Source organism: Croceibacterium mercuriale (assembly GCF_000802385.1).
GTDB classification, from domain to species: domain Bacteria; phylum Pseudomonadota; class Alphaproteobacteria; order Sphingomonadales; family Sphingomonadaceae; genus Croceibacterium; species Croceibacterium mercuriale.
Genome location: NZ_JTDN01000001.1, coordinates 1,338,523 through 1,364,635 on the forward strand (window position 1 = coordinate 1,338,523; position 26,113 = coordinate 1,364,635).

At 66.7% G+C, this 26,113-nt stretch carries 31 protein-coding genes, 1 tRNA gene and 1 pseudogene; 9 read left to right on the top strand and 24 right to left on the bottom strand.

What is annotated here, in order from left to right; genetic code table 11:
* Positions 1–217: 217 nt before the first annotated feature.
* From PK98_RS06115 to PK98_RS06145, 8 genes are all read right to left on the bottom strand, one after another.
* Positions 218–1,078, bottom strand: coding sequence for a hypothetical protein (locus PK98_RS06115; protein ID WP_039095050.1), 861 nt, complete (start codon positions 1,076–1,078; stop codon positions 218–220).
* A 238-nt stretch (positions 1,079–1,316) separates the two neighbouring features.
* Positions 1,317–2,012, bottom strand: a complete 696-nt coding sequence (gene rplA, locus PK98_RS06120) for a 50S ribosomal protein L1 (RefSeq protein ID WP_039095052.1) — start codon at positions 2,010–2,012, stop codon at positions 1,317–1,319.
* Between the two features lie 4 nt (positions 2,013–2,016).
* Positions 2,017–2,448, bottom strand: a complete 432-nt coding sequence (gene rplK / locus PK98_RS06125; protein WP_039095055.1) for a 50S ribosomal protein L11 — start codon at positions 2,446–2,448, stop codon at positions 2,017–2,019.
* A 200-nt stretch (positions 2,449–2,648) separates the two neighbouring features.
* Positions 2,649–4,259, bottom strand: a complete 1,611-nt coding sequence (locus PK98_RS06130) for an amidohydrolase (RefSeq protein ID WP_039095057.1) — start codon at positions 4,257–4,259, stop codon at positions 2,649–2,651.
* A 145-nt stretch (positions 4,260–4,404) separates the two neighbouring features.
* On the bottom strand, positions 4,405–4,944 hold the full coding sequence (gene nusG, locus PK98_RS06135) for a transcription termination/antitermination protein NusG (RefSeq protein ID WP_039095059.1): 540 nt from the start codon (positions 4,942–4,944) through the stop codon (positions 4,405–4,407).
* Positions 4,945–4,996: 52 nt separating this feature from the next.
* A complete protein-coding gene (secE, locus tag PK98_RS06140) occupies positions 4,997–5,191 on the bottom strand; it encodes a preprotein translocase subunit SecE (RefSeq protein WP_039095061.1) in 195 nt (64 codons plus the stop codon).
* 259 nt (positions 5,192–5,450) lie between these two features.
* The gene (locus PK98_RS17210; RefSeq protein WP_162835548.1) at positions 5,451–5,603 is read right to left on the bottom strand and encodes a hypothetical protein; all 153 of its coding nucleotides are present in this window, start codon (positions 5,601–5,603) and stop codon (positions 5,451–5,453) included.
* 157 nt (positions 5,604–5,760) lie between these two features.
* A tRNA-Trp gene (locus tag PK98_RS06145) sits at positions 5,761–5,836 on the bottom strand.
* Positions 5,837–5,929: 93 nt separating this feature from the next.
* On the opposite strand from PK98_RS06145, the gene aat reads away from it, so the two are divergent.
* A complete protein-coding gene (aat, locus tag PK98_RS06150; protein ID WP_039095063.1) occupies positions 5,930–6,748 on the top strand; it encodes a leucyl/phenylalanyl-tRNA--protein transferase in 819 nt (272 codons plus the stop codon).
* Between the two features lie 35 nt (positions 6,749–6,783).
* On the opposite strand, the pseudogene PK98_RS16255 reads toward aat, so the two are convergent.
* From PK98_RS16255 to PK98_RS06170, 4 genes and pseudogenes are all read right to left on the bottom strand, one after another.
* A pseudogene (locus PK98_RS16255) lies at positions 6,784–7,197 on the bottom strand (DUF2155 domain-containing protein); the annotation flags it as partial.
* Positions 7,198–7,223: 26 nt separating this feature from the next.
* Positions 7,224–7,625 (bottom strand): NADH:ubiquinone oxidoreductase subunit NDUFA12, encoded by a 402-nt coding sequence (locus PK98_RS06160; protein ID WP_039095067.1) that lies wholly within the window; start codon positions 7,623–7,625, stop codon positions 7,224–7,226.
* Positions 7,626–7,691: 66 nt separating this feature from the next.
* Positions 7,692–8,177 (bottom strand): DUF192 domain-containing protein, encoded by a 486-nt coding sequence (locus PK98_RS06165; protein WP_039095069.1) that lies wholly within the window; start codon positions 8,175–8,177, stop codon positions 7,692–7,694.
* Positions 8,178–8,201: 24 nt separating this feature from the next.
* On the bottom strand, positions 8,202–8,783 hold the full coding sequence (locus PK98_RS06170) for a regulatory protein RecX (protein WP_052208115.1): 582 nt from the start codon (positions 8,781–8,783) through the stop codon (positions 8,202–8,204).
* A gap of 139 nt (positions 8,784–8,922) precedes the next feature.
* On the opposite strand from PK98_RS06170, the gene PK98_RS06175 reads away from it, so the two are divergent.
* The gene (locus PK98_RS06175; RefSeq protein WP_081996056.1) at positions 8,923–10,650 is read left to right on the top strand and encodes a fatty acyl-AMP ligase; all 1,728 of its coding nucleotides are present in this window, start codon (positions 8,923–8,925) and stop codon (positions 10,648–10,650) included.
* 27 nt (positions 10,651–10,677) lie between these two features.
* On the opposite strand, the gene PK98_RS06180 is transcribed toward PK98_RS06175, so the two are convergent.
* Positions 10,678–11,079 carry an MAPEG family protein gene (locus tag PK98_RS06180; protein WP_407637604.1) on the bottom strand — a complete coding sequence of 134 codons (402 nt, stop codon included), beginning with the start codon at positions 11,077–11,079 and terminating at the stop codon, positions 10,678–10,680.
* A gap of 142 nt (positions 11,080–11,221) precedes the next feature.
* On the opposite strand from PK98_RS06180, the gene PK98_RS06185 reads away from it, so the two are divergent.
* From PK98_RS06185 to PK98_RS16260, 5 genes are read left to right on the top strand one after another with little or no spacing between them, the layout of a single operon-like run.
* Positions 11,222–12,424, top strand: coding sequence for a toxic anion resistance protein (locus PK98_RS06185; protein ID WP_039095073.1), 1,203 nt, complete (start codon positions 11,222–11,224; stop codon positions 12,422–12,424).
* Complete coding sequence (locus PK98_RS06190; RefSeq protein ID WP_052208117.1) at positions 12,424–13,200, top strand: hypothetical protein; 777 nt, start codon at positions 12,424–12,426, stop codon at positions 13,198–13,200. Before PK98_RS06185 ends, PK98_RS06190 begins: the two co-directional genes overlap by 1 nt.
* Positions 13,200–13,496: a polyhydroxyalkanoic acid system family protein gene (locus PK98_RS06195; protein ID WP_039095075.1), complete on the top strand. Its 297-nt coding sequence runs from the start codon at positions 13,200–13,202 to the stop codon at positions 13,494–13,496. Before PK98_RS06190 ends, PK98_RS06195 begins: the two co-directional genes overlap by 1 nt.
* A 57-nt stretch (positions 13,497–13,553) precedes the next feature.
* Complete coding sequence (locus PK98_RS06200) at positions 13,554–14,468, top strand: DMT family transporter (RefSeq protein WP_039095077.1); 915 nt, start codon at positions 13,554–13,556, stop codon at positions 14,466–14,468.
* Between the two features lie 41 nt (positions 14,469–14,509).
* Positions 14,510–14,638: an entericidin A/B family lipoprotein gene (locus tag PK98_RS16260; RefSeq protein ID WP_081996058.1), complete on the top strand. Its 129-nt coding sequence runs from the start codon at positions 14,510–14,512 to the stop codon at positions 14,636–14,638.
* Between the two features lie 10 nt (positions 14,639–14,648).
* On the opposite strand, the gene PK98_RS06205 is transcribed toward PK98_RS16260, so the two are convergent.
* The 8 genes from PK98_RS06205 to PK98_RS17340 form a co-directional block, all read right to left on the bottom strand.
* On the bottom strand, positions 14,649–15,242 hold the full coding sequence (locus PK98_RS06205) for a DUF938 domain-containing protein (RefSeq protein WP_039095079.1): 594 nt from the start codon (positions 15,240–15,242) through the stop codon (positions 14,649–14,651).
* Positions 15,239–16,411 carry a deoxyguanosinetriphosphate triphosphohydrolase gene (locus tag PK98_RS06210; protein WP_039095081.1) on the bottom strand — a complete coding sequence of 391 codons (1,173 nt, stop codon included), beginning with the start codon at positions 16,409–16,411 and terminating at the stop codon, positions 15,239–15,241. The genes PK98_RS06205 and PK98_RS06210 overlap by 4 nt, the downstream gene beginning before the upstream one ends.
* Positions 16,412–16,470: 59 nt before the next feature.
* Positions 16,471–17,190, bottom strand: a complete 720-nt coding sequence (locus PK98_RS06215; RefSeq protein ID WP_039095083.1) for an aspartate/glutamate racemase family protein — start codon at positions 17,188–17,190, stop codon at positions 16,471–16,473.
* A gap of 75 nt (positions 17,191–17,265) precedes the next feature.
* A complete protein-coding gene (locus PK98_RS06220) occupies positions 17,266–17,598 on the bottom strand; it encodes a hypothetical protein (RefSeq protein WP_235425410.1) in 333 nt (110 codons plus the stop codon).
* Positions 17,595–19,067 (bottom strand): NAD(P)(+) transhydrogenase (Re/Si-specific) subunit beta, encoded by a 1,473-nt coding sequence (locus PK98_RS06225; protein WP_052208119.1) that lies wholly within the window; start codon positions 19,065–19,067, stop codon positions 17,595–17,597. Before PK98_RS06225 ends, PK98_RS06220 begins: the two co-directional genes overlap by 4 nt.
* Positions 19,064–19,369, bottom strand: coding sequence for an NAD(P) transhydrogenase subunit alpha (locus tag PK98_RS06230; RefSeq protein WP_039095085.1), 306 nt, complete (start codon positions 19,367–19,369; stop codon positions 19,064–19,066). The genes PK98_RS06225 and PK98_RS06230 overlap by 4 nt, the downstream gene beginning before the upstream one ends.
* Before the next feature lie 4 nt (positions 19,370–19,373).
* Positions 19,374–20,495 (bottom strand): NAD(P) transhydrogenase subunit alpha, encoded by a 1,122-nt coding sequence (locus tag PK98_RS06235; protein WP_039095087.1) that lies wholly within the window; start codon positions 20,493–20,495, stop codon positions 19,374–19,376.
* 14 nt (positions 20,496–20,509) lie between these two features.
* Positions 20,510–20,668, bottom strand: coding sequence for a hypothetical protein (locus PK98_RS17340; RefSeq protein ID WP_235425411.1), 159 nt, complete (start codon positions 20,666–20,668; stop codon positions 20,510–20,512).
* A gap of 135 nt (positions 20,669–20,803) precedes the next feature.
* Between PK98_RS17340 and PK98_RS06240 the strand changes: the two genes are divergently transcribed.
* Positions 20,804–22,219 (top strand): sigma-54-dependent transcriptional regulator, encoded by a 1,416-nt coding sequence (locus tag PK98_RS06240; protein WP_039095089.1) that lies wholly within the window; start codon positions 20,804–20,806, stop codon positions 22,217–22,219.
* Between the two features lie 64 nt (positions 22,220–22,283).
* Positions 22,284–22,928, top strand: coding sequence for a hypothetical protein (locus tag PK98_RS06245; RefSeq protein WP_152608547.1), 645 nt, complete (start codon positions 22,284–22,286; stop codon positions 22,926–22,928).
* Here PK98_RS06245 and folP read toward each other — a convergent pair.
* From folP to PK98_RS06260, 3 genes are all read right to left on the bottom strand, one after another.
* Positions 22,925–24,034, bottom strand: a complete 1,110-nt coding sequence (folP, locus tag PK98_RS06250) for a dihydropteroate synthase (protein ID WP_039095093.1) — start codon at positions 24,032–24,034, stop codon at positions 22,925–22,927. The two genes, PK98_RS06245 and folP, sit on opposite strands and share 4 nt — an antisense overlap.
* Before the next feature lie 2 nt (positions 24,035–24,036).
* Positions 24,037–25,161 (bottom strand): site-specific DNA-methyltransferase, encoded by a 1,125-nt coding sequence (locus tag PK98_RS06255; protein WP_039095095.1) that lies wholly within the window; start codon positions 25,159–25,161, stop codon positions 24,037–24,039.
* A gap of 184 nt (positions 25,162–25,345) precedes the next feature.
* Positions 25,346–25,990, bottom strand: a complete 645-nt coding sequence (locus tag PK98_RS06260) for a ribonuclease HII (RefSeq protein WP_052208121.1) — start codon at positions 25,988–25,990, stop codon at positions 25,346–25,348.
* Between the last annotated feature and the right edge of the window lie 123 nt (positions 25,991–26,113).

Sequence of the window (26,113 nt, forward strand, 5' to 3'; positions counted from 1 at the left end):
GTCTCTGCAGGGCGAAGAAGACTGAGGCGGTAGCGGCTTTCCGCTGGCGGCTCGGGCGATTGCCCCTTCGCCGTCTAGCCTAGCACCTAGCTGCCGGCCACACACACACCCAGCTTCTACGAGCAGGCAGATGATTGAGATGACCAAGCTGGAGAGGATCAGCGGATCAAACAGAAGTTTGTCCCTGCAATTAAATCACGATTTTCCGACGACGCGCCTACTTATTCGCTCGGTCCTCCTGACGCTTGATAATGTGAAGAGCAGCATTGATTGTATTAAGGTAGTGGTAAAATATCCAACTTAGCCAAACGGCTTTGTCGTAATTCATCTTCTGCTTGTTGTTCAAGTGCCGTATGCCAAAGTTGTTTGCAATGTTGAACAACTCACTCTCGTCCTCGCGCAACAGCACTTCTTTGATTTGTGGGCGAAGCCACTCTAACACAGCAGCCAAATCGCGCACTGCGACCTCCCGTTCTTCCAGCGTGGTGCCGTGTCTCCGAAATCGCGCCGTAGCGTTAGCAACTCGCGTCTGAACCGTCTCATCCTTTGTGGGAAGCGTAGCCGTCACGAGAGTGTTCATGCCAGTGGGTGGCAAACTCATAATCTCGCCTGCTTCAGTCAGCTCCCAGCCATGGCCATAACGCTCCAGTGGCAGAGCAAAGCGAGCCCGAAACTCCTCACGGCCATCTTGCTTGTTGAATTTGCTGAAGTGGTATCCGCAATGGTCCCAATCGTGATAGTTCTTTTCATGCGGCTTACTGACGTGATCGTAAATAAACTCGATCATCGTAAAGCAATCATCTTCAGTATAGAATCTATAGTTTTCAATTAGAGGCCAAAGGTCCTTGCGGAACAAGGTTAAGCGTATAAAAATACCAATGTCGCTGCCTACGTAGCCAGGCTCATAACCACTATCCACGCAGTTATAACCGAAAGCATCGACTAGGTAGCCGCTTGTCTCAAAATAGCTGTAAGCACTGAGTAAGATTTCTCGTAAGTCATCCAAATCTAAGGAGACGGCGTGCTCACCATTTTTCCGGGTGCTGTAGTACGCGCGAGGACGATAAAAATCTGCCATTAGCGTACCTTAGCGGAGGCATGTTGTTGGTGGTAGACTTAGCAGCATGAACCTACGTTTCGGCGCATCAATGGCAAAGACACATCCTACTCACCCTCAGCCAGATCCGCTAAACAGTTGATCACATTATCCGACGGATAAACTGAAAGCCGTTTGGAACGACCGTTCTGTGCACAAAAAAGGCCGGAAGGGTCTCCCCTCCCGGCCTCTAATGTTCAGCCTAAGCTGGTAAAAAGCGTCAGGCGCCCTGCACTTCTTCCAGGCTCAGCTTCAGGCCCGGGCCCATCGAGGAGCTGAGCGAGACCTTGCGGACGTACTTGCCCTTGGACCCCGAGGGCTTGGCGCGCACGATCGCGTCGGTGAAGGCCTTGAAGTTGGTCTTCAGCTCGTCATCGCTGAAGCTGACCTTGCCCAGGCCAGCGTGGATGATGCCCTGCTTCTCCACGCGGAACTCGACCTGGCCGCCCTTGGCGTCCTTCACGGCCTGCGCCACGTTCGGGGTCACGGTGCCCAGCTTCGGGTTCGGCATCAGGCCCTTGGGACCCAGCAGCTTGCCCAGCCGGCCGACGACGCCCATCATGTCCGGCGTCGCGATGATCCGGTCATAATCGACATTGCCGTTCTGGATGTCTTCCATCAGGTCCTCGGCACCGACCTTGTCGGCCCCGGCGGCCTCGGCCTCGGCAGCCTTGTCACCGCGGGCGAACACGGCGACGCGGATGGTCTTGCCGGTGCCCGACGGCAGCGAGACCATGCCACGGACCATCTGGTCGGCATGACGCGGGTCGACGCCCAGGTTCATGGCGATCTCGATCGTCTCGTCGAACTTCTTGCTGGCGAGGTCGCGCAGCTTGGTCAGCGCCTCGTCGAAGCCGTACAGCTTCTCGGCATCGAGGGTCTCGGCCAGCATCTTCTGGCGCTTGGTCATCTTCATGGTGTCAGCCCTCCACAACTTCGAGGCCCATCGAGCGCGCGGAGCCCTCGATGATCTTCGTCGCCTGACCGATGTCGTTCGCGTTCAGGTCCTTCATCTTCTGTTCGGCGATCTCGGACAGCTGGGCCCGGGTGATCGTGCCCACGGTGCTCTTGCCGGGCTCCTTGGAGCCGGACTTGAGGCCGGCGGCCTTCTTGATGAGGAAGCTGGCAGGCGGGGTCTTGGTCTCGAACGTGAAGGAACGATCCGCATAGACGGTGATGACCGTCGGGATCGGCATGCCCTTCTCAAGCTCCTGCGTGGAAGCGTTGAAGGCCTTGCAGAATTCCATGATGTTCACGCCGCGCTGACCCAGCGCAGGGCCGATCGGCGGGGACGGGGTGGCGCTGCCGGCCGCAACCTGCAGCTTGATATAGCCGGTAATCTTCTTGGCCATCGCTGGCCTCCTTTCTCACTGTCGCCCCGGGCCTGTTCGGCGCGGGACTCATGGTAAGCGGTACGAACGGCACATCCGTAGGTGGATGCACCTTCCGCGTGGTTTCCCGGTATGGGGAAGGCGCGCGCATAGCGGCATTGCGGCCTGCGATCAAGAACCCTTGCCGTCGCCCCCGGCGCAGGGGCGACGGCGGGAGATCATCAATCCTCGGCGCCGTACCGGATGCCGAGCTGTTCCAGGTAGGTGTCGTACTTCGCGGGGTCGTAGTAGAACGGTTCCATCTGCGGGCGGTAATCGCGCATGGTGGGGCCGTTGAGGTGGATGCCCGGCTGGTCGTCCGGCCCGAGCAGCGGATCGTAGGACTGTTCCGCCCCCTGCACCTGCGTGAAGAAGGTCTTCGCCTCCTGCACCAGCGCCGGCGTGGTGACGATGTCGAGCACGGTCATGGCCACGGCCTTCGCCCCCTGCACCGCGCCCTTGTGCGCGATGGGGGTGGCCATCGCCATGGCGGCGGTCTGATGGTGGTAGATGACGTTCGGGATGTTGGACGGGTAGTTGATGGTGATGGTCGGCACGGTCCACATGATGTCGCCGATATCGTCCGACCCGCCGCCCATGCCGACGCCGCGCGTCTCCGGCGTGGAGAGCGGCGTGATTTCGGCCCGCAGCGGCTCCACCGTCAGGCTGTTGGTTTCCTGCACGCGCCGGGCGAAGGACTGGTCCGCCGCGGACCATTCGGGCATGCCGACGGCGGTGATGTTGGCGTAGGCGGCCTCGGCCAGCGGGCGGTTGCCGTAATTGGGCGCGGCGTAGCCCAGCACGCGGCGGCTGACGGTGGTGCCGGTGCCCAGGGCGGCGGCATCGGCGATGGTGTTGCCGATCTCGTACAGGGCGCGCAGGCTGGCGAAGTCCTTCTCCCGGAAGAAGTACCAGGCGGTGGCCTTGTCCGGCACGATGTTGGGCTGGCGCCCGCCTTCGGTGATGATGGAGTGCGACCGCTGCGTCAGCGGCAGATGTTCGCGGCGCATGTTCCACATCACGTCCATCGCGGTGGTCGCGTCCAGCGCGCTGCGGCCGGACCAGGGCATGCCGGCGGCGTGGGCGGGCTTGCCGTGGAAGGTGTATTCGGTGGAGACCAGCGCGTTCAGCCCCATGTCGCCCCAGGCGGTGGCGAAGCGGTCGCCCACATGCACGAAGATGGAGGCGTCCACGTCGCTGAACAGCCCGGCGCGCACATAGTAGGCCTTGGTCGCCAGCAGCTCCTCCGCGACGCCGGGCCACAGCATCAGGCGGCCAGCCAGGTTGTGGCGTTCCATCACCTGCTTCGCCGCGATGGCGGCGGCGACGATCGCGGGCATGCCGCTATTGTGCCCTTCCCCCGGCCCGGGCGCGCCCTCCACCATCGGGCGCACCTCGGCCACGCCGGGATATTGCGACAGGCCGAGCAGCTGGTCGATGTCGCTGCCCAGCGCGACCTTCGGCCCGCCGGCGCCCCAAGTGGCGGTGAAGGCGGTGGGGATGCCGGCGACGCCGCGCTCCACGGTGAAGCCGTGTTCCTCCAGGATGCCGGTGAGGTATTCGCTGGTGCGCACCTCCTGGAAGCCGGGTTCGCCGAAGGAGTAGATCTGGTCGACCATGACCTGCACGTCCTTGCGCTGCGCCTCCACGGCGGCGGCGACTTCCGCCTTCAGCTCGGCACTGGCCTGGGCGTGCGCCGCCGGGGCTACGGCCGGCGGCGTGGCGAGCGCGGTGCACAAGGCCAGCGCGGCGACGGCGGAACGGATGGATGTGGGCAGCTTGCGAACGCTCATGTGGACCCCCTGTTGGTACAAGGGTGTTCTACGGCGCAGCCGGGAGCGGTTCACGCGAAAGATCGGCGTGAACGACAAAGGGCGCGCAGCAATCCTGCGCGCCCTCTGACAATCGGACAATAATCGGGAACGCGGCGAGTCGGCCTTACTTGACCAGCTCGACCTCCTCGAAGCCCATTTCCACCTGGGTGGCGCGGCCGAAGATGGAGACGGCAACCTTCACGCGGCTCTTGTCAAAGTCCAGCTCCTCCACGATGCCGTTGAAGCTGGTGAACGGGCCGGCATTGACCTTGACCTGATCGCCGATCTCGTAATCGACGGTGACCTGCTTCTTGGGGGTGGCCTTGGCCTCCTCCATGCCGCCGAAGTAGCGGGCGGCCTCCCGTTCGGAGATCGCCTGCGGCTTGCCGCCATTGCCCAGGAAGCCGGTGACCTTGGGCGTGTTCTTGACGAGGTGGTAGACATCGTCCGTCATGTTCAGCTTGGCCAGCACGTAGCCGGGCATGAACTTGCGTTCGGTCTGCACCCGCTTGCCGCGCTTCACCTCGTTGATGGTTTCAGTCGGGACCTGCACCTCTTCCACGGCTTCGGCCAGGCCCATCCGTTCGGCCTCCGTCAGGATGGATTCGCGAACCTTGTTCTCGAAGCCGGAATAGGCGTGAATGATGTACCAACGGGCGGGCATGGGCGGTTCCTTGCGCGTCTATTCAGATGGGGACCAGCGGCCCCCGTAATGGTCAAACCAGCGAGAGCAGCCAGCGCACGGCAACGCCGAACACGGAATCGACGCCGAGGAAGAAGACCGACAGGATCACGACCAGGATGGCGACGAAGATCGCCGTGCGCGTGGTTTCCTGCCGCGTGGGCCAGACGACCTTGCCCGCTTCGGAACGGACCTGACGGATGAATTCGCCGGGACTGGTCTTTTCCATCTCTTGCTCGCTCGGCTTGGGCCGGTGACGGCCGTGGCATCAGTGACTGCGCCCGCCGCCATCGGCTCATCGCCGCCCCGGCCTAGCGGGCCGGGAGGGGCAGGATGGCTCCGATGTCGGAAAGCGGAGGCGCATGTAGCGCGGGCCGTGGCCGATGGCAAGGCAGGCGGGCCCGGGCAGGCGTGTGGCGCCATGCCCGCACAACGAAACGGCCCCGCATTGCTGCGGAGCCGCAAGGGTTCGTGCGTGACCGCCCGGTTCAGAAGCGGCGGAAGAAGCGTGCCAGAAAGCCGGGCCGCTGCTCCATCGGCAGAATCGGGCCGTGAATGCGATAGCGCGTGCCGGCATTCTGCTGCGGGCGGGGCAAGGTCCAGCGATCGGGCTGGGAACTGCGGAAACTGAGGCTCGACATCGGTAACCTCCCTGAGTGCGATGTTGATTACCGCTCATAATGAACGGCTGGTCGCAGAGGTTCCCGTTACGTCCCGCTGGCAGGCGTCGAACCGACACAGGGCGCGTGCGGTGTAGCACATTCGCCACACCGGCCGGATCAGGTCAGATCGGGGAAATGGCAGGAGTGGAGGGACTCGAACCCACGGCCCTCGGTTTTGGAGACCGATGCTCTACCAACTGAGCTACACTCCTGCAGGAGACGCGCCCCTTAAGCAGGCTGATCCCGCTTGGCAAGCGTGCGTGACGGGTTTCGCGTAGATGCAGCTCTGCTAGACTGACGGTCCGATGCATGCGCCGACCACGCCGCCCATTCCGACCGAGCTGCTGCTGAACGCCTATCGCAGCGGCATATTCCCGATGGCCGACGGGCGGATGGACGACCAGGTCTTCTGGGTCGAGCCGCGCGAGCGTGCGATCATCCCGCTGGACGGGTTGCATTGTTCCCGATCCCTGGCGCGCACGATCCGGCGCGACCGGTTCCGGGTGACGGTGGATGTCGATTTCGCCGGCGTGATCGAGGCATGTGCCGCACCGCGCGCCGATCACGAGGACACCTGGATCAGCGACCGGATCAGCGCCAGCTACCGCGCGCTGTTCACGGCAGGGCACGCCCATTCGGTGGAATGCTGGGAGGGAGACACGCTGGTGGGCGGGCTGTACGGCGTCGCCTTCGACCGGGTGTTCTGCGGCGAGAGCATGTTCAGCCGGCGCACCGACGCATCCAAGGTGGCGCTGGCCTGGCTGGTGACGCTGATGCGGCTGGCGGGCTTCCGGCTGCTGGACTGCCAGTTCATGACCGAGCACCTGCACTCCATGGGGGCGGTGACGATCAGCCGGGAGGATTACCTGCAATCGCTGGCGATCGCCGTGGCGCATGGCCGGGCGGACAGCCTGCAGGCGGCCTATTCGTCGGTGCTGTCGGCCGCGGCCGGGGCTGGTACGGACTCCGGCGTCGGCGTGACCGCCGGCGAAGCGACGGCAGCGGGCGTCGCCGCCGGCGCCGGTGCGGTCCGCGAAGCCGACGCGCCGGAGGTGGAGCGGACGCGCGGGGTCGCCTCCTCCCCCGGGAAGCTCATCGCGCAGTTCTTGACCCAGACATCGTAGATCGGGTGTTCGACGACATTGAGGCTGGGCGAGTTGCGGAACAGCCAGCCCGAGAAGATGCCGCGCCACTGCGGTTCGGCACCGGCCTGCGCGCGCTCCTGTACCAGCACCTGCACAAAGGCGCCGGTCTCTGCCCGCGGCTCCCACGGGGCGGTCTTCTCGCAGGCGGACAGGCGCAGGATCACGTCACCCAGCCGCCGGCTTTCGCCGGGCTTCAGTTCCACGTCCTGCGTGATGTTGTTGCGTTTGTTGAGCAGGCCGATGGTGGCGACGCGTTGCGCCATGGGCGTGCCGATCGCGTTCGCCTGCGACCCAGCCGGCGGAGCGGCCGGCGCGGCGAGTTCGCGCGGGATGGCGGTGCTCTCCGCCTCCGGCTCAGGCTGGCCGTCGGAACAGGCGGCCAGCAGCAGTGGCAGGGCCACCGCCCATGCGGCGAAACGGATTGTCATCGATGCGCCTTCACCGCCGGGGCATTTCAGGCGTCGGGCGACCAGGCTTCGTAATCGCCGGCCGCACGCGCGCGGCGCCCACCCTTCTCCAGCGCGCCGGCCGGGCGATAGGCGCCGATCGTGCCCGTGGCGTTGGGAGTATAGTCTGCTTCCCAGATCTTGGACGGCGCCAGATGGCTTTCGGGCAGCGCGTCATAGGAATGATGCAGCCAGCCATGCCATTCGGCCGGCACGCGGCTGGCATCGTTGGCGCCATTGTACATGATCCAGCGCTTCTCGCGCCCGTCAGGCCCGCGCACCTTGGTGGCGCGAAAATACGTGTTGCCCTGCGCGTCCGTACCGACCTGTTCGCCCTTGCGAGCGGAAAACAGGGCGGTGCCGATCGTTGCGCCGTCCCACCAGGTGAAGATCTTGCCGAGAATACCCATCGTGCCCCGCCGTTAGCGCGCCGCCCCTGCCAAGCGCAAGGGGCAGCAGGAGGTTAGCATCCGTCCCTACCAGCTTACGACGGCGCCCGGCCCGATGCCGAGCTGCGCCGCGCGCCCGCCATTCAGTTCCAGCACGGCGATCGCCGGGCCGTCCGACATCAGCTGTGCCTCCGAATAGGGCACCGCATTGGCGGACACGTTGATGACCCGCTTGTCCGCGCCGATGAAGACCAGGTCCAGCGGCAGCACCGTGTTGCGCATCCAGAAGGACAGCTGCTGCGGCGCGGCATAGGGGAAGATCATGCCTTCGTCGGCGCCCATCTCGGTCCGGAACATCAGGCCGCGGGCCTGCGCCTCCGCCGATTCGGCCACTTCCACGCGGAACCGGTGCGTGGTGCCGCCGGTCTGCACCGTGAGCGGAATGACCCGGAGCCCGGACACGGGATGCGCCGCCGGCGCCTGGGTGGTGGCGGTGGCGCCACTGTCCTGCGGGGCGCAGGCGACCAGCGCCGTGGCGGACATCAGGGAGAGCAGCAGGGTCGCCAGGCGCATAGTCACCTCGTCAGGGTCAGCGTGTCAGTCGTCATCGTCGGCATCTGCCGCCCAGCCTTCGGCCGCAGCCGGACTGGGCGCGTCGAGCACGCCGCGTATCTCTGCCAGCATGTGGCCTGCGCGCAGCATGGCCGCAATCTGTTTCTGGCGCAGTGCAGGATCGGTCGACGGCTTGCCCCCGAACGGGCCGAAGCGCCGCTTGCGGGCCAGCGCGAGTGCCGCCTGCCGGCGGGCGGCGCCGTCGGGCCGCACGTCCTGACGGATCGGTTCGGCGATACCGGCTTCGCCCAGCGCCTGCCCGATGCGGCGCGGGCCGTAGCCGCGCCGCAGCAGGGAGCCGGCGCGGGCACGGGCAAAGCCGGCATCGTCGATATAGCCCAGTTCCACATGGCGGGCGATGATCGCCTCCACCGGTGGTGCGCCCTCCCCGTCCCAGCCGCGCTCCCGCAGCTTGCGTATCAGATAGCGTTCCAGCTTGCCCGCGCTGGTGGCGAACCGGGCGACATAGGCCAGCGCCATTTCCTCCAGCCGGGGGCGATCCAGCGGGGTGGGCACGCGGCGGCGGCGCTCCTGCGCCTGTGGATCAGCCGGGTCCTTACCTTGCATCCGCGGAGTATCGCCTTATTGCTGCCACACTCCTTGCCAAAGGGAGCAGTTTGGCCCGGAGCCCCCAAGGGGATCAGTGCCTTGTGTATAAAGCAAAGGCGCCAGGCAGCGCCATGGGATGGGTTTGTCCTTGCAGCATATGACGATTCTGGTTCCAACTCCTAATGATTGCCCGCTGCCCCGTCGGCGTGCGGATTTCGCCACCTTCGTGGAAGCGATCGAATATGCCGCGCGGAGTGAAAAAGGGCTCAACTTCCACGACATGCGTGGGGAGCTGGCCGAGGTCTATCCTTACGTCCGCCTGCGCGAGGACGCGCTGGACTGCGCCCGCCGCCTGCTGGCGATGGGGATCGGCAAGGGCGACCGGGTCGCGCTGATCGCGGACACCGCCGCGCCGTTCGCCGCGCTGTTCTGCGGCGCGGTGTATGCCGGTGCCTGGCCCGTGCCGTTGCCGCTGCCGACCACCTTCGGCGGGCGGGAGAATTATATCGAGCAGTTGGCGCTGCAGCTGGGCAGCGCGGACCCGACGATCCTGCTGTACCCGCCGGAGCTGGCCGACATGTGCGGCGAGGCGGCGGCGCGGCAGGGTTGCCAGGGTTTCGACTGGGCGAGTTTCGCGGAGCGGGATGCGCCAGAGGTGGAGCTGCCGACGGCCGAGCCGGACGACATCTGCTACCTGCAGTATTCCAGCGGCTCCACCCGCTTCCCCACCGGTGTGGCGGTGACGCACCGGGCGCTGCTGCACAACCTGTATGGCCATTCGACCAGCATGGAAGTGGGCGAAGGCGACCGCGTGGTCAGCTGGCTGCCGTGGTACCACGACATGGGGCTGGTCGGCTGCTTCCTCTCGCTGATCGCCAACCAGATGTCGGTCGACTACCTGAAGACCGAGCATTTCGCCCGCCGGCCGCTGGCCTGGCTGGACCTGATCAGCCGCAACACCGGCACGACGCTCTCCTACTCCCCGACCTTCGGCTACGACATCTGCGCGCGGCGCATCTCCAGCCAGAGCAGCGTCGCCGACCGCTTCGACCTGTCCCGCTGGCGCATCGCGGGCAATGGCGCGGACATGATCCGGCCGGATGTGATGCAGGGCTTCGTCAACGCCTTTGCCCCGGCCGGGTTCAAGGCCGGCGCCTTCACCCCCAGCTACGGCCTGGCGGAGGCAACGCTGGCGGTGACGGTGATGCCGCCGGGCGAAGGTATTCGCGTGGAACTGGTGGAGGAAGAGCGGCTGAGCGGCACCCGCCGGGATCTCCGCCGCCCTGCCCGCTATCGCGCGATCGTGAATTGCGGCAAGCCGCTGCCGGACATGGAAGTCGCGATCCGGGCCGAGAATGGCGGCCTGCGCGGCGACCATCAGATCGGCAAGGTGTGGTGCCGCGGACCTTCGGTAATGCATTCCTACTTCCGCAATGCGGAGGCGACCGCCGACTGCATGGTCGATGGCTGGCTCGACACCGGCGACATGGGCTACATGGCCGGCGGATATCTGTTCATCGTCGGTCGGGCGAAGGACATGATCATCATCAACGGCAAGAACCACTGGCCGCAGGATATCGAATGGGCGGTGGAGCAGCTGCCCGGCTTCAACCATGGCGATATCGCCGCCTTCTCCGTCGAGATGGACAATGGCGAGGAAGCGCCGGCCGTGCTGGTGCATTGCCGCGTGTCCGATCCGGAGGACCGGCTGAAGCTGCGCGACACGATCCGTGACAAGGTGCGCGCGATCACCGGCATGAACTGCGTGGTCGAACTTGTCCCGCCCCGCAGCCTGCCGCGCACCAGCAGCGGCAAGCTGAGCCGGGCCAAGGCCAAGAAGCTGTATCTGTCGGGCGAGATCGAGCCGTTCACGCTGGCGGCGTGATGCGGCCCGGCCGGGTGGCCGGTGGCGTCAGCGGAACAGCAGCACGCCCAGCATCACCACCAGCGCCAGTGTCGAGATGACCCAGGCCAGCGAGCGGACATACGGCACCCCGGCCCAGTACAGGGGCAAATAGGCAACCCGGCCCGCCAGCCATACCCAGGCGGCCGTGGCGGTGACAGGGCCGGTCTTCCCGGCCAGCACCACACCGACCAGCGCGACGATGGCAACGGGGAACGTTTCCTGGAAATTGGCCTGCGCGCGGCTCAGCCGTCCGGCGACCGCATTCAGCGCGGGCATCTCCGCATCGCGGGCCCCGGCGTTCCACTCCACGCCATATTGCAGCGTCTTGAATTGCCCGGCCAGCATGATGTGCACCAGCAGCAGCACGGCGCCCAGCACCAGCACGGCGAGTTCGGTTGGCAAATACACCTCCTGTATCACTCCTGCACGGACGCATCTTCGCGTGGGTCGTTCCAGCGCCTGCATTAGCCGGATGCGCCCGGAACGTGAACCGCTTGAATTGCGTGTCTTGTGCAACTAATACAGCTGGAAGCACCGGGAGACGACACGCATGGCCACCACGCCGACCGCCGCCAAGGACGATTTCAAGCTGGAACTGACGCCGCCCGATCCGGTGCCGGTGGTCTCCGCGGAGCGGGCCGCCGGCCTGGTGCCGGTCGATGCCGAGCAGAAGACCAAGCTGGATGCGCGGGTCGAAGGCTTTGTGGCCGAACTGGTCGCGCTGGATGCCAACTCGCCCGACTTCGGCAAGAAGGTCGACCAGATCACCAACATGGGCCGCAAGGAGATCGCCGCCGCGGCGCAGATGTCCAACCGCTTCCTGGACCGGCCAGTGCGCGCGATCGACAAGGACAGTGGCGTGGGCACCGACCTGGCGGAACTGCGCCGCACGGTGGAGGAGCTGGATCCGGGCCGCAAGGCGACCGCCCCGCGCAAGCTGCTGGGCATCATCCCGTTCGGCAACAAGCTGAAGACCTATTTCGACAGCTATTCTTCCGCGCAGGGCCACATCCAGGCGATCCTGACGCGGCTGTCCAGCGGCAAGGACGAACTGCTGATGGACAATGCCGCCATCGATGTCGAGCGGCAGAAGCTGTGGGAGGCGATGGGCAAGCTGGAACAGATGATCCACATCTCCCGCCAGCTGGATGCGCGGCTGGAGGAGGAGGCCATCAGCCTGGATGCAACCGACCCGGCCAAGGCCAAGGCGGTGCGCGAGACCGCGCTGTTCTACGTCCGTCAGCGCACCCAGGACCTGCTGACGCAGATGGCGGTCAGCGTGCAGGGCTATCTGGCGCTGGATCTGGTGAAGAAGAACAATGTGGAGCTGGTCAAGGGCGTGGACCGGGCCAGCACCACCACGGTGGGCGCGCTGCGCACCGCGGTGACGGTGGCGCAGGCGATGACCAACCAGCGGCTGGTACTGGGCCAGATCACCGCGCTGAACACGACCACGGCGGGCATCATCGATTCCACCAGCAAGCTGCTGCGTGAAAACACCGCCCGCATCCACGAACAGGCTGCCAGCAGCACCATCCCCCTGGAGACGCTGCAGCGCGCCTTCCAGAACATCTACGACACGATGGACGAGGTCGACACCTTCAAGCTGCGCGCGCTGGAAAGCATGCGCCAGACGGTGGACACGCTGACGGTCGAGGTGGAGCGGTCCAAGGGCTACATCGCCCGTGCGGAGGGGCAATCGCAGGCGTCCGCGCAGATCGAGCAGCGCGGACTGCTGAGCCTGGATAGCTGATGGCCGACAGCACGCCTGACAGCGACGCCATCCTGCGCAGCGCCCGTGCGTCGCTGGACGACAACCGGCAGGGTGGCCGACGGGTCGGCGGGCAGCCGATCGGCGAAGGGTCCGCCCGGCTGAGGCGGCGGAACCTGGTCAGCCGGCTGAAGCTGATCGGCATCGCCGTGCTGGGCATCCTGCTGGCGGCGATGGCCGCCGGGATCGTACTGAACGGCATCGGCTTCGTCGGCGTCATGCTGACAGCGCTGGCGCTGCTGGTGGCGGTGCTGGTGTTCAGCAACTTCCCCAAGGTGAAGGTCCCGCGCCGCGCCGACCTGACCCGCACCAGCGATGCCCGCCAGCTGGTCGCCCGGACCGAGCTGTGGCTGGAGCATCAGCGCCCCGCCCTGCCCGCCCCGGCGGTGACGCTGGTGGACCGGATCGGCGTGCAGCTGGATGCGCTGGGCCTGCAGCTGGAGACAATCGACCCAGCCCATCCCGCAGCGGCGGAAACCCGGAAGCTGGTCGGCGAGCATCTGCCGGAGACGGTGGATGCCTGGCGCCGGGTGCCGGCATCCTTGCGGCGGGAGGACCATGCAGGCGCCACCGCCGATGCAAGGCTGACCGAGAGCCTGGGGCGGATCAGCGAGGAACTGGACCGGGTGACCCGGCAGCTGGCCGATGGCGCGCTGGACGACCTGGCCGTGCGCACCCGCTATCTCGAATACAAATACAGTGGTGGCGCGGCGTCCGACGGCCCGCCGCCGATCGCCTTGCCTACGGAGAAGCATTGATGCAGGTTGCCATTCCCCACACGCTGGGCCGCGAAGTCGCGCGCGAACGGCTGCGCAGCCGCAGCCACACGCTGGCGGACGCGATCCCGGGCGGTGCCGCACAGGTAACGACCAGCTGGCCCACGACCGACCGGATGCAGCTGAACATCACCGCGATGGGGCAGGTGGTCGACGGCCATGTCGACGTGGAGGACACGCAATTGCTGTTCAACGTGACGCTGCCGGCCATGCTGAGCTTCATGGAGCCGCTGATTGCCGGCGCGATCCGCGATCAGGGCCCCAAGCTGCTGAAATAAGATGCTTCGGCGCCTTGGCAGTTGCGCCATGGTGCATTGCACCTATGGCAATGCAGCATGCAAGCCGCCCAGGCCACCCGGCCGCTTCTCGCCCTGCTGATCCGTCTTGGCGCGGTTGCCGCGCTGGCGACGATGGGCGCGCTGATCAAGCTGGCGTCGCAGCGCGGCATGCATCTGCTGGAACTGATGTTCTGGCGCCAGTTCATCAGCGTGCCGCTGCTGCTGGGCTGGGTGATGCTGACCGCGCGCAGCCTGCAACCGCTGAAGACCCGGCGCCCCGGCACGCAGTTCCTGCGCGCGCTGTACGGGACGGTCGGCATGTCGATGACCTTCGGCGCGGTGATCCTGTTGCCGCTGGCGGAGGCGACCACCTTCAGCTTCACCGCGCCGATCTTCGCCGTGCTGCTATCCGTGGTGCTGCTGAAGGAGCAGGTCGGGCTGTGGCGCTGGTCCGCGGTGCTGGCCGGCTTTGCCGGGGTGCTGGTGATCGCACAGCCGGGCGGCAGCCATTTTCCGCTCTACGGTGCGCTGGTGGCGCTCGGCGCAGCGTTCATGGTGGCGCTGATCTCCATCCAGATCGCCGACCTGAACCGCACGGACAAGCCGCTGGCGATCGTGTTCTATTTCGCGGCGTTCTCCTCGCCGATGACCGCTTTTGCCCTCCCCTTCGTGGGACAGGCGCATGATGCGACGGAATGGCTGCTGATCGCCGCGATCGGGGTCACCGGGCTGGTCGGGCAGTTGCTGCTGACCGCGGCGCTGCGCTTCGGTTCCTTGTCCAGCGTGATCGTGATGGATTACTCGTCGCTGTTCTGGGCGACGCTGTACGGCTTCCTGCTGTTCGACACGCTGCCCCCGGGCAGCACATGGTTCGGTGCGCCGCTGATCGCCGGGGCTGGCATCGTGATCGCCTGGCGCGAACATGCGCTGGCCCGGCAGCGCAGGACGCCGGCACCGCTGGAAGATGCCTGATTGGCTTGCTAGTGCATTGTAGCTGAAAAGGAGCCTACCTCATGACCCGCAAGCTTGCCCTCGCCCTCTGCCTTGCCGCCGCCACGCTGACCGTCAGCGCCTGCAACACCGTCAAGGGCGTCGGCCGCGACATCCAGAGCGTGGGCGAAGCGGGCGACCGGGCACTCTGACCCAAAGCCTTCAGCCCCGGCGATAGACCAGCAGCAGATTGTTGGCCGGCAGCGCCACCCGCCGGGTGCGAACAAGGCCATGCGTGCCGGCGACCTTGTCCAGCCAGGCAAGGTCGCACAGGCCCCAGCGTGGATCGCGCTGCTGCAGGTCCGCGTGGAAGGCAAGGTTGGAAGGTGCCGTGGGTACGTCCGCTTCCACGAACGGACCGTAGACCAGCAACGGTGCGCCCGCCGGCAGCAGCCGGGCGGCGCCCGCCACGAGGCCCCAGATCGCCGCGACCGGGCTGATATGCACCATGTTGATGCACAGGATCGCGGCCGCTTCTGCCAGCGGCCAGTCACCAGCCGCGCAATCCAACGCGGCCGGCGGCAGCAGGTTGGGCAGATCCGCCTCCGCGGCCCAGGCGGTAATGGAGGCGCGTGCCTCCACAGCGGGGTCGCTCGGTCGCCATTGCAGATGCGGGAACAGTCGGGCGAAGTGGACGATGTGCTCGCCCGTACCGCTGGCAACCTCCAGCACGATGCCGGCATCCGGCAGTTCCTGCGCCAGCACGGCGGCAATCGGGTCGCGGTTCCGCAGCGCGGCGGGCGCATGGCCCTTCATACGCTGGACAGGCTCTCCGGCACGGTGCCGGTTGCGCGGCGGAACTGCTCGATGGCGAAGCGATCGGTCATGCCGGCGATATAATCGGCGATGTGGCGGCTGCGGGCGGGTTCCTCCACCGGCAGGCTGTCGCGCCAGGTCTCGCCCATCAGCGCCGGATCGTCGTGGAAGGCGGTGAACAGCTGCGCCACCACTTCGCGCGCGCGCAGCGCGGTCGCCTTCTGTTCAGGGTGATAATAGAGCTGCTGGTACATGAAGCGCTTCAGACGCCGCTCGTATTCCGCCATCGTTGGGGAGAAGGTCGCCAGCGGTTCGCCGGCGGCGCGGACCTCCTCGACGGAGCCGATCGTGGCGATGCGTGCCTTGGTCGTGGCGATCAGGTCGTTGACCATCAGGCCGATCTGCGTGCGCACCAGTTCGCGCAGCTGCGCCTGCCGGCTGCTGCCGGGGTGGCGCCGTTCCACCTCGCGCCACAGGTCGGCGAGCTCCGGCAGGGTCAGCAGGTCGTCCAGCTGCAGGAAGCCGCCGCGCAGGCCATCGTCGATATCGTGATTGTCATAGGCGATGTCGTCCGCGAGGCTGGCGACCTGTGCCTCCAGGCTGGCATGTTCGTTCAGCCGCAGCGGGAAGGCGCCATCCAGCTCCGCCAGCGCCCAGCCGGCGGCGGCGACCGGGCCATTATGCTTCGCCAGGCCTTCCAGCACTTCCCAGCTGAGATTGAGGCCGGGCAGGTCGCAATAAGGGCTGTCCAGCCGCATCAGCGTGCGCAGGCAGTGTTCGTTGTGATCGAAGCCGCCAAGATCGTGCAGCGCGGCGTGCAGCGCCTCCTCCCCCGAATGGCCGAAGGGCGGATGGCCGATATCGTGCGCCAGGCACAGCGCCTCCGTCAGATCTTCGTCCAGTTGCAGCGCACGGGCCAGCGTGCGGCCGATCTGCGCCACTTCCAGGCTGTGCGTCAGACGGACGCGGTAATGATCGCCATCGGGCGCGATGAAGACCTGCGTCTTGCCGGCCAAGCGGCGGAAGGCGATCGAGTGGATGATCCGGTCCCGGTCGCGCTGGAACACGCTGCGCGGACCGCGGGCGCCGTCACCGGGCGTGGCAAATTCCCGTCCGCGGGACCGCGAAGGATCGGCGGCGTAGGGCGCGCGAAAGGAGCCTGGGACCATGCCCGATGGCTAGAGCCCGGACGCCCCCCTGTCACCGTGAACAGGAGGCGAACGCGGCGTCAGGCGGCGATGTTATCCACCTGTTCGCCGCCTGCCAGGATCCAGTCGGCTGCGGCTTCGGAATGGATGCGGGCGCTGTCATAGATGGGCAGCACGTTGGCATCGGCATCGACCACCATCTCCAGCTCCGTGCAGGCGAGCACCACCGCCTCGGTGCCGCTTTGCTGGATGAAGGTCACCATGCTCTTCAGCGCCCGCTCGGCGCTGCGGGTGACGCGGCCGACCATCAGTTCATCGTAGATGATCTGGTCCAGCTGCTCCACATTGCTCATGTCCGGCGGAACGAGGTCCACGCCCCGCGCCACGAGCCGGCGGCGGTAGAACCCTTCGACCATGACGTTGCGGGTGCCCAGCAGCGCGGCGGTGCGCACGCCATCCGCCTCCATCCGCGCGCCAACGCAGTCGGCGATGTGCAGGATGGGGATGGAGACCGCGCTGGCAACCGTATCGTATACGCGATGCATGGAATTGGCGCCGATGATCAGGCCTTCGGCGCCCGCCGCCTCCAGCCGCTGCGCACTGGCGGACAGGATGGTGGCCGCACGGCTCCAGTCATCTTCCGTGTGCAGGGCATAAAGCTGCGCGAAGTCCAGGCTTTCAATCAGCAGCGGCGCACTGGTGCGCCGGTCGCAGCGCTGCTGCACGATGCGGTTGATGTGTTCGTAATAGGTGCGGGTCGAAACCCAGCTCATCCCGCCGATCAGCCCCAGCTTGCGCACGATAACCCCTTGATCACTCTACCGGTCGACGCACCGGCACGGATCGTCTTAGGAAAAGCTGCGTGCAGCGTCCAGCTATCCGAGACCGGTGGCGCACAGGGCCGCGGACGAGGCGGTAACGCCGATCACTTCGGGATCGCCGACGCGCCGCACGCGCTCGACATAATCACCGAGGGTCGCCGGCCGACCTGCTTCGCCCTCACCTGGGCCGAGTGCCTCCAGCTTCTTAAGCTGCGCGATCGTCAGACGGTCCACCATCCGCCCGGCCATGCAACTGGCATTGCGTTCGGACAGGCCGGCATCCTGCAGGGCGGAGCGGACGCGGGGCTCCGCGATCACCTGCGCACATCCGCCAAGCGCCAGTATCGTGGCCGAGGCCAGCACCAGCATGTCCGGATGCCGGATCATGCGGACATCGCCTTGTTGATTTCCTCGACCATCTTCTTCGCATCGGCCAGCAGCATCATTGTCTGATCCATATAGAACACGTCATTGTCCACGCCGGCATACCCTACGCCGCCCATCGACCGCTTGATGAACATGACGGTCTTGGCCTTGTCCACATCGAACACCGGCATGCCGTAGATCGGGCTGCCCTTGTCCGTCTTGGCAGCAGGGTTCACCACATCGTTGGCGCCGATGATGAAGGCAACATCGGCCTGTGCAAACTCGCTGTTGATGTCCTCCAGCTCGAACACGTCATCATAGGGAACGTTCGCCTCCGCCAGCAGCACGTTCATATGGCCGGGCATCCGGCCCGCGACCGGGTGGATGGCGTAGCGGACGCTGACGCCTTCCTCCTTCAGCAGGTCGCCCATCTCCCGCAGGGCGTGCTGCGCCTGGGCGACCGCCATGCCGTAGCCCGGGATGATGATGACGCTTTCCGCCTGCTTCAGCATAAAGGCGGCATCGTCGGCGCTGCCCTGCTTGTACGGGCGCTGTTCGCGCGCCTCGCCGCCGGTGCTGGACGCCTCCGCCCCGAACCCGCCGGCGATGACCGACAGGAACGACCGGTTCATGGCCCGGCACATGATGTAGGACAGAATGGCGCCGGACGATCCCACCAGCGCGCCGGTGATGATCATGGCGGTGTTGTGCAGCGTGAAGCCCATCGCCGCCGCGGCCCAGCCGGAATAAGAGTTCAGCATGGACACCACCACCGGCATGTCCGCGCCACCGATGGGGATGATCAGCAGGAAGCCGATGGCGAAAGCCAGTGCCAGCACGACCCAGAACAGCGGGTTTTCCCCCGGCCCGCCGACCGGCGAATGGGTGAACATCGCCGTGAGGACGAGAATGCCGCCCAGCGTGCCGAGATTGATCCAGTGCCGCATGGGCAGCAGGATCGCCGCGCCGCTCATGTTCCCGTTGAGCTTCAGGAAGGCGATGACGCTGCCGGAGAAGGTGATCGCGCCGATCGCTGCGCCCAGCATCAGTTCCAGCCGGCTGACGACGAGGATGTTCCCGTCCAGCCCCAGGATGTCGAACGCGGCCGGGTTCAGGAATGCGGCCGCCGCGACCAGCACGGCGGCGAGGCCCACCAGGCTGTGGAAGGCCGCGACCAGTTGCGGCATCGCGGTCATGGCGATGCGACGTGCGATGATGAAGCCGATCGCGCCACCGATGGCGATGGCGCCGATGATCTCCGGCAGGCTGGCGATGCTGTGCGTCACCAGGGTGGTGACCACCGCGATGCCCATGCCCGCCATGCCGTAGCGGTTGCCGCGCCGGCTGGTCGCCGGACTGCTGAGGCCGCGCAGCGCCAGGATGAACAGCACGCCGGCCACCAGATAGGCGAGCGCCACCCATGGGTTCACCGCATGGGCGGCGTCGGCAGCCAGGCTGAGATCGACGGTGGTGTCGGGTGCCAGCATCATGTGCGCGGCTCCTTGGCGGCGGGCCGTTCCTTCTTCTTGTACATCGCCAGCATCCGTTCGGTGACCGCGAAGCCGCCGAAGATGTTCACGCTGGCCAGCACCACGGCGGCAAGGCCCAGCCACTTGGCGGCCGGACTGCCCGCCTCCGCCGAGGCAACCAGCGCGCCGACGATGATGACGGAACTGATCGCGTTGGTCACCGCCATCAACGGCGTGTGCAGCGCAGGAGTGACGGACCACACGACGTAATAGCCGACAAAGCAGGCCATGACGAAGATGGAGAGGATGGAAATGAAATCCATGGGCTCAGCCTTTCAACCTCTCGTGTACGACGGTGCCGCCCTGCGTCAGGCGCACGGCGGTGCCGATCTCCTCGTCCAGCACCGGTCGGCCTGTTTCCTTGTCCCAGAAGGCGGACAGGAAGTTCAGCAGGTTGCGGGCAAACAGCGCGCTGGAATCCGCCGGCAGCAGGGCAGGTGTGTTGCTGTAGCCCATGATGGTGACACGGTGCCGCTCCACCACCTGGTCCGCGACGGACCCTTCCACATTGCCGCCCTGCGCCACGGCGAGATCGTAGATCACGCTGCCCGGCCGCATGGTGGCGATCTGGGCGTCGCTGATCAGGCGCGGCGCGCGCCGGCCGGGGATCAGCGCGGTGGTGATGACGATGTCCTGCTTGGCCAGATGGCTGCTCACCAGCTCTGCCTGTGCGCGCTGGTATTCCTCGCTCATCTCGCTGGCGTAGCCGCCGCTGCCCTCCCCCTCGATCCCGGCGACGTTCTCGACGAAGACGGGCTTGGCGCCGAGCGACTGGATCTGTTCGCGGGTGGCGCTGCGCACATCCGTGGCGCTGACCTGCGCGCCCAGCCGGCGTGCTGTGGCGATCGCCTGCAGGCCGGCGACGCCGACCCCCATCACGAAGACGCGCGCGGCCGACACCGTACCTGCGGCCGTCATCATCATCGGAAAAGCCCGGCCATACTGGTTGGCGGCGGCGAGCACCGCCTTGTAGCCGGCAAGGTTGGACTGGCTGGAAAGCACATCCATGCTCTGCGCGCGGGTGATGCGGGGCATCAGTTCCATGCTCCACGCCTCCAGCCCGGCGGTGGCATAGGCCTGCACCCGGTCGCCATGCGTGAACGGATCGAACAGGGCGGCGACCTGCGCGCCCGGTGCGACCCCGGCCAGCAGGTTCGGTTCCGGCGCCTGCACGCCGAGCACGATCGACGCGCCCTGCACCACCTGCGTGGCCAAGCCCAGGGTGGCGCCTGCCGCCTCGTAATCGGCATCTGCGATGGAGGCTGTCTCCCCCGCGCCACGCTCGACCGCGACCTCCGCGCCAAGCGCCAGGAATTTGCGGACGGTTTCGGGCGTGACGGCCACGCGGCTTTCGCCTGCGGCCCGCTCTGCCAGAACGGCGATACGCACCGGCGCGGGCGCGATCAGACGATGACCAGGATTATGATGAACACGATCACCGCGATCAGCGGCACCGACCACTTCAAGGTGCCGACGAAGCTGCTGTAGGTGCTGCTGGCCGCCTGCATGTCGTTCGCCGGTTCCATTCCTGTGTCCTCCACCAGACCATTAACCACAATCATTTCAGTCGAGATTGATTGAGCGCATGCTACTTCGTCAGCTACCCTCACGCAACAACCGCGCTATGGGGTTAAACGGCTTTTTACCTGTAGGGACTAGCCAAGGGTCGAAGTGGGGCAATCAGGGTAATGGAGCGTATGGCCGAGCCGGGTGCGCGAATGCTGTTGTTGGTGGATAATGCGCCGGCACAGATCAGGTTGATTACCGCGCTGGCCGGGCGCGAGGGGTGGCGGGCAGTTGTCGCGCGCGATCCGGATGGCGCGCTGGACCTGCTGAAGTCGCGGGAGGGCATGAGCATCAATGCCATCATCCTGGACCAGATCGTACCCGGTGACGATCTGGTGCAGCTGATCACCACCATGCGCGAACGGCGCCCGACCCTGCCTGTGCTAGTGCTGACAGGCAGTTCCTCGCCCGTGCAGGCGGTCGCCGCCATGCGCGCCGGGGCCAGCGACTATCTGGTGAAACCGGTCGCGCCCGAACGGCTGATGCAGGGCCTGCGCAACGTGACCGCTGCCGCCGCCTGGCAGCACGAGCTGACCCCGCTGAGCGAGAAGATGCCGGCGGTGCTGGACTTCGATGCCATGGTCGGCACCGCGCCGCCGTTCCGCACCGCGCTGGCGCGGGCCGCCAAGGCGGCGCGCGGGCATGGCAACCTGCTGATCGAGGGGGAGCGCGGCACGGGCAAGGAGATGCTGGTGCGCGCGATCCACGCCGCCAGTCCGCGGGCACGCGCCCCGTTCCGCATCCTGAACATCGCCGCCGTCCCGCAGGCCAGCCTGTCATCGGTCCTGTTCGGCCATGAACAGGGCGCCTTCCCCGGCGCGTTCGAGCGCCATGTCGGAGCGCTGCAGGCCAGCGATGGCGGCACGCTGGTGCTGAACGAGATCGATCACCTGCCGCCCGAGGTGCAGGCGCAGCTTGCGCAGGTCCTGCGCGACGGGCGCGTCCGGCCCATCGGATCGCCGCACGGCTTCCACCTGGACGTGCGGGTGATCGCGGCCAGCAACCTGCCGCTGATCGATCTGGCGACGACCGGCAATTTCAACGACGACCTGCTGGGCCTGGTGAGTTCCACCGTGATCACCGTGCCCCCGTTGCGGGAACGGCATGGCGACATCGTGGCGCTCGCCCGCCATTTCCTGGCGCGCATCGCGGCCGAGCCGGGCCTGCGCCAGCTGGGCATCACCGATGGCGCGCTGACCCTGCTGGCCTGGTACGACTGGCCCGGCAATGTGCGCCAGCTGCAGGCAGTGCTGTTCCGGGCCGCAGTGTTCTGCGACGGCAATGCCCTGACCGAGCAGGATTTTCCGCAGCTGGCGGAGCTGGTCGGCGAAGGCGATCGCGGCGGCCAGCCGACGGAGCGCGGCGGCGTCGACATCTTCACCCCCGACGGGCATCTGCGCCCGCTGGAAGAGGTGGAGGCCGACGTGATCCGCCTGGCGATCGGCCATTATCGCGGCCGCATGTCGGAAGTGGCGCGCAGGCTGGGGATCGGACGGTCAACGCTGTACCGCAAGCTGGCCGATCTGGGCATGGAAAACACAGTGTGACAGTAATGTGCCGTCATCTGCATGATGGCTGGAACCGGCGGGGCCTGCGCGTACTTCAATCCGGATGAGCCTGTTCCGGTCTATCTTGCCAGCGATGCTATGTCTGCCTGTCCTGACCGGATGCGACCAGACGGCAACCGGCGGTACCGAGCAGGCCCTGGCCGAAGCAGGCGTCGACATGATGACGGGGGAGGAGGTGCTGGAAGACCTGCAACCGGGAGCGATCGGCCCGTTGCGCTTCCAGTATGACCAGCGGCAACTGACCCTGATCGAGATGCCGATCATGTTCCCGATCGGCCCCCAGCAGCAGGCTTGGGGCGCCAAGCTGGTGCCGGCGGAGCGCGCCGTCCATATCGGCCAGCAGGGCTGCGTCTATGGCAATCCGCCCCGCCGCCGCACCTGCAACGCTCGTGACGAGGGCGGGCTGGTCCTGTCCTATCTGGAGCGGCCGATCGAGGATTACCGGCAGGACTTCATCAAGGCCGGGCTTGGCGCGGAACTGATGCCGGCCCGGCTGGATGGATCCCGTGGCTTCGCCTACAACCGGATCCGCTTGGGCAAGCGTTCGCTGTACCGCTTCATCCCGGTGGGCGAACGAACGCTGATGCTGGCCGAACAGGAACTGGTGAACAATAATGGCCAGGCCCGGACGGCCATTGCGGCGACGATCCGCAGCCTTGCGCGGACGCTGCCCGCGCCGGGTCGCTAGAACGCCGGCAACCCGCCAGTATCGCTGAGGGCGCCGTCACGCAGGGCCCGCCAGACATTGCGCGCCTGCACCGTTTCCCAGACATCGTGCACCCGCACGATCTGGCACCCCGCCTGCATCGCCGCGAGCGCCAGCGTGATGCTGCCGCCCAGCCGCGCGTCGGCGGGCGCCTCCGCATGGAGTGCGCCGATCATGCGCTTGCGGCTGGCGCCTACCAGCAGCGGGTGGCCCAGCGCATGGAACAGGGCCAGGCCGTTCAGCAGCGCCAGATTGCCCGCCAGCGGCTTTCCGAAGCCGATACCGGGATCGAGCACGATCCGGTCGGCAGCTATCCCGGCTGCCACCGCGCGATCACGGGCGGCGCGCAGCCAGTCGAACACATCGAACAGGATGTTGCCGTAATTGCCCTCGGCATGCAGGCCGAGGCCCTGCCCTGCCCCGGGCGCATGCATCAGCACCACCGGCACCCCGGCGGCGGCAACCGCCCGCGCCGCGTCGGGATCGTCATGCAGTGCCGACACATCGTTGATGAGGTGCGCGCCGGCGGCCAGCCCCGCCTGCATCACGGCGGCCCGCCGCGTGTCGAGGCTGATCAGTGCACCAAGCTCGCGGCAGGCCTCCACCGCCGGAACGATCCGGGCGATCTCGTCCCCTTCCCATACCGGAGCGGCCCCCGGTCGCGTGCTTTCGCCGCCGACATCGATGATCGCCGCACCGGCGTCGAGCAGGGAGCGGGCCCGGCCAGCGGGATCGTTCACGAACTGCCCGCCATCGGAAAAGCTGTCGGGCGTGACGTTGAGGATGCCCATCACCTGCGGCTCGTCCAGCCGCAGCGCCCCGCCCTGCACGGCGAGAGGGAGGCGGGCGCGGGTCAGGTTGGCCCATTGCCCTTCGCCATCCGTCGCCAGAGCATCGGGCAGGTCCGCCAGTTCCTGCGCGATGGTGGCTGGTGTCGCGATCTGGCGGCGGGTGACGCGACCAGCCTCCGTCACGATCACGGCGAAGTCGCGCGCCCAGGCCATGCCGCCCGCCAGCCGCACCGCGCCGCCATCCAGCGCCTGGGGTGACGGAGCCAGCGTCAGCGGCTGGACGTAGACGCGCATCATGCTCAGTCCTCGACCGCCAGCAGATGCAGCTGCCGCAGCGCGTCGATCGGCTTGGTCGCGCCGTCATGTTCGACATGCCAGAACGTCCAGCCATTGCAGCTGGGTGCATCCTGCAACGCCTTGCCGACGCCGTGGATCGATCCGGTGTGGCCGCCACATTCCAGGGAACCGTCGGCCCGCACCTGCGCGCGCCAGCGCTGCTGCCGGTCGAACAGCACGCTGCCCGGCGGCACCAGGCCTGTTTCCACCAGCGTACCGAAGGCGACGCGCGGCGCGCCCTTGCGGCTCTGCATCACCTCCAGCGCGCTTTCGTCCAGCGGCAGGGCGGCGGCGATCCGCTCGGTCGCGACCTCGCGATAGGTCGCCTCCTGCTCGCAACCGATCCACTGGCGGCCCAGCCGCTTGGCCACCGCGCCGGTCGTGCCGGTGCCGAAGAACGGGTCCAGCACCACATCGCCGCGCTCCGTCGTGGCCAGCAGCACGCGATACAGCAGCGCCTCCGGCTTCTGCGTCGGATGGGCCTTCGTGCCATCACGCTTCAGCCGTTCCTGCCCGCCACACAGCGGGATCAGCCAGTCGCTGCGCATCTGCAACTCGTCATTCAGGGTCTTCATCGCGCGATAGTTGAAGTGATAGCGTGACCGTTCCCCCATGCTGGCCCACAGCAACGTCTCGTGCGCATTCGTGAAGCGGGTGCCGCGGAAGTTGGGCATCGGGTTAGCCTTGCGCCAGACGATGTCGTTCAGCAGCCAGAAGCCCAGATCCTGCATCAGCGCGCCGACGCGGAAGATGTTGTGGTAGCTGCCGATCACCCACAGCGCGCCATCGGGCTTCAGCACGCGGCGGCACTGGGCCAGCCATTCGCGGGTGAAATTGTCATAAGCGGCGAAGCTGTCGAACCGGTCCCAATCGTTCGTGACCGCATCGACCATGCTGCCGTCCGGCCGGTTGAGGTCGCCGCCCAGCTGCAGGTTATAGGGCGGGTCGGCAAAGACCAGATCCACGCTGCGCGCCGGCAGCGAGCGCATCGCCTCGATACAGTCGCCCGGCAGGATCTGCCCGAGCGGCAGTTCCGCCTTCGTCGCGCTGCTGGTGCGCGGTGCGCGGATGGAAAGAACTTCGCCCATTATCTGCCTGCCCCTGTGACTTATCCACAGCCTGCGCGATCAGGGACTCCGCCGTCAAGTACAGCTTTTCTGCCGAGTCGCTTCGAGTCGCGCGGGTCTCGGCGGAACGAAAGGAGTCCGGCGCAGCATGTTGAGTCCAGCTCGGCCAGGGGGACTCAACATGCTGTGGTGTGGCCGGCAGGACTCAGCCGGTGCAGGAAAACAGATCGGCCTGCGCGACCGGCGCAAACGACCGGCGGTGCAGCGGGCTGGGCCCGTGCGCGCGCAAGGCCGCCAGGTGATCGGGGGTGCCGTAGCCCTTGTTCCGGTCCCACCCGTAATGCGGGTGATCTGCGGCCGCGGCGCGCATCAGGCGGTCGCGATGTTCCTTGGCCAGGATCGAGGCGGCGCTGATCGCCGGCTCCAGCGCGTCACCACCAACGATGGCGCGGGCCGGCCAGCGCCATTCCGTACGACGGCCGACGGGCGTCAGATTGCCGTCGACCAGCACCTGGCAGCAGTCGCGCCCCAACGCCGCGCAGAGCTGGTCCACCGCAAGTGTCATCGCCAGCATGGTGGCACCGAAGATGTTCAGGCGATCGATCGCCTCCACCTCCACCACGCCGATCCCCCAGGCGCACCGGCGCTGGATGCGTTCTTCCAGCAAGGCGCGCTTCTCCGCACTCAGCTTCTTGGAATCATCCAGCCCGGCGGGTCGCGGCCGGCACAGCAACACGGCGGCGGCGACGACAGGGCCGGCCAGCGGCCCCCGTCCCGCCTCGTCGACGCCGACGATCAGCGGCCCGCCGAGGCTGGCACAAAAATCCGGAGAGGGCGTTCCCGAGAGCATGCGCATTCCATTCCTGACCGCCAGCCTGTTACCCGTCGCGCTCTGTTCCGCAAGCTGCGGCGGTGCCGAGTCCGGGAATAGTTCCTCAACCCCCGCTCCGGCAGGGATTGCCCCGAGCCCTAC

What these genes read in the sequence shown, in the direction of transcription:
- PK98_RS06160 (WP_039095067.1), bottom strand. Translation starts at nt 7,625, where the DNA reads ATGGGTATTCTCGGCAAGATCTTCACCTGGTGGGACGGCGCAACGATC.
- PK98_RS06115 (WP_039095050.1), bottom strand. Translation starts at nt 1,078, where the DNA reads ATGGCAGATTTTTATCGTCCTCGCGCGTACTACAGCACCCGGAAAAAT.
- PK98_RS06260 (WP_052208121.1), bottom strand. Translation starts at nt 25,990, where the DNA reads ATGCTCTCGGGAACGCCCTCTCCGGATTTTTGTGCCAGCCTCGGCGGG.
- PK98_RS17340 (WP_235425411.1), bottom strand. Translation starts at nt 20,668, where the DNA reads ATGATTGTGGTTAATGGTCTGGTGGAGGACACAGGAATGGAACCGGCG.
- PK98_RS06255 (WP_039095095.1), bottom strand. Translation starts at nt 25,161, where the DNA reads ATGGGCGAAGTTCTTTCCATCCGCGCACCGCGCACCAGCAGCGCGACG.
- rplA (WP_039095052.1), bottom strand. Translation starts at nt 2,012, where the DNA reads ATGAAGATGACCAAGCGCCAGAAGATGCTGGCCGAGACCCTCGATGCC.
- PK98_RS06225 (WP_052208119.1), bottom strand. Translation starts at nt 19,067, where the DNA reads ATGATGCTGGCACCCGACACCACCGTCGATCTCAGCCTGGCTGCCGAC.
- folP (WP_039095093.1), bottom strand. Translation starts at nt 24,034, where the DNA reads ATGATGCGCGTCTACGTCCAGCCGCTGACGCTGGCTCCGTCACCCCAG.
- aat (WP_039095063.1), top strand. Translation starts at nt 5,930, where the DNA reads ATGCATGCGCCGACCACGCCGCCCATTCCGACCGAGCTGCTGCTGAAC.
- PK98_RS06210 (WP_039095081.1), bottom strand. Translation starts at nt 16,411, where the DNA reads ATGGTCCCAGGCTCCTTTCGCGCGCCCTACGCCGCCGATCCTTCGCGG.
- nusG (WP_039095059.1), bottom strand. Translation starts at nt 4,944, where the DNA reads ATGCCCGCCCGTTGGTACATCATTCACGCCTATTCCGGCTTCGAGAAC.
- PK98_RS06200 (WP_039095077.1), top strand. Translation starts at nt 13,554, where the DNA reads ATGCAAGCCGCCCAGGCCACCCGGCCGCTTCTCGCCCTGCTGATCCGT.
- PK98_RS17210 (WP_162835548.1), bottom strand. Translation starts at nt 5,603, where the DNA reads ATGTCGAGCCTCAGTTTCCGCAGTTCCCAGCCCGATCGCTGGACCTTG.
- PK98_RS16260 (WP_081996058.1), top strand. Translation starts at nt 14,510, where the DNA reads ATGACCCGCAAGCTTGCCCTCGCCCTCTGCCTTGCCGCCGCCACGCTG.
- PK98_RS06175 (WP_081996056.1), top strand. Translation starts at nt 8,923, where the DNA reads ATGACGATTCTGGTTCCAACTCCTAATGATTGCCCGCTGCCCCGTCGG.
- PK98_RS06245 (WP_152608547.1), top strand. Translation starts at nt 22,284, where the DNA reads ATGAGCCTGTTCCGGTCTATCTTGCCAGCGATGCTATGTCTGCCTGTC.
- secE (WP_039095061.1), bottom strand. Translation starts at nt 5,191, where the DNA reads ATGGAAAAGACCAGTCCCGGCGAATTCATCCGTCAGGTCCGTTCCGAA.
- PK98_RS06190 (WP_052208117.1), top strand. Translation starts at nt 12,424, where the DNA reads ATGGCCGACAGCACGCCTGACAGCGACGCCATCCTGCGCAGCGCCCGT.
- PK98_RS06185 (WP_039095073.1), top strand. Translation starts at nt 11,222, where the DNA reads ATGGCCACCACGCCGACCGCCGCCAAGGACGATTTCAAGCTGGAACTG.
- PK98_RS06170 (WP_052208115.1), bottom strand. Translation starts at nt 8,783, where the DNA reads ATGCAAGGTAAGGACCCGGCTGATCCACAGGCGCAGGAGCGCCGCCGC.
- PK98_RS06230 (WP_039095085.1), bottom strand. Translation starts at nt 19,369, where the DNA reads ATGGATTTCATTTCCATCCTCTCCATCTTCGTCATGGCCTGCTTTGTC.
- PK98_RS06130 (WP_039095057.1), bottom strand. Translation starts at nt 4,259, where the DNA reads ATGAGCGTTCGCAAGCTGCCCACATCCATCCGTTCCGCCGTCGCCGCG.
- PK98_RS06165 (WP_039095069.1), bottom strand. Translation starts at nt 8,177, where the DNA reads ATGCGCCTGGCGACCCTGCTGCTCTCCCTGATGTCCGCCACGGCGCTG.
- rplK (WP_039095055.1), bottom strand. Translation starts at nt 2,448, where the DNA reads ATGGCCAAGAAGATTACCGGCTATATCAAGCTGCAGGTTGCGGCCGGC.
- PK98_RS06240 (WP_039095089.1), top strand. Translation starts at nt 20,804, where the DNA reads ATGGCCGAGCCGGGTGCGCGAATGCTGTTGTTGGTGGATAATGCGCCG.
- PK98_RS06220 (WP_235425410.1), bottom strand. Translation starts at nt 17,598, where the DNA reads ATGATCCGGCATCCGGACATGCTGGTGCTGGCCTCGGCCACGATACTG.
- PK98_RS06205 (WP_039095079.1), bottom strand. Translation starts at nt 15,242, where the DNA reads ATGAAGGGCCATGCGCCCGCCGCGCTGCGGAACCGCGACCCGATTGCC.
- PK98_RS06195 (WP_039095075.1), top strand. Translation starts at nt 13,200, where the DNA reads ATGCAGGTTGCCATTCCCCACACGCTGGGCCGCGAAGTCGCGCGCGAA.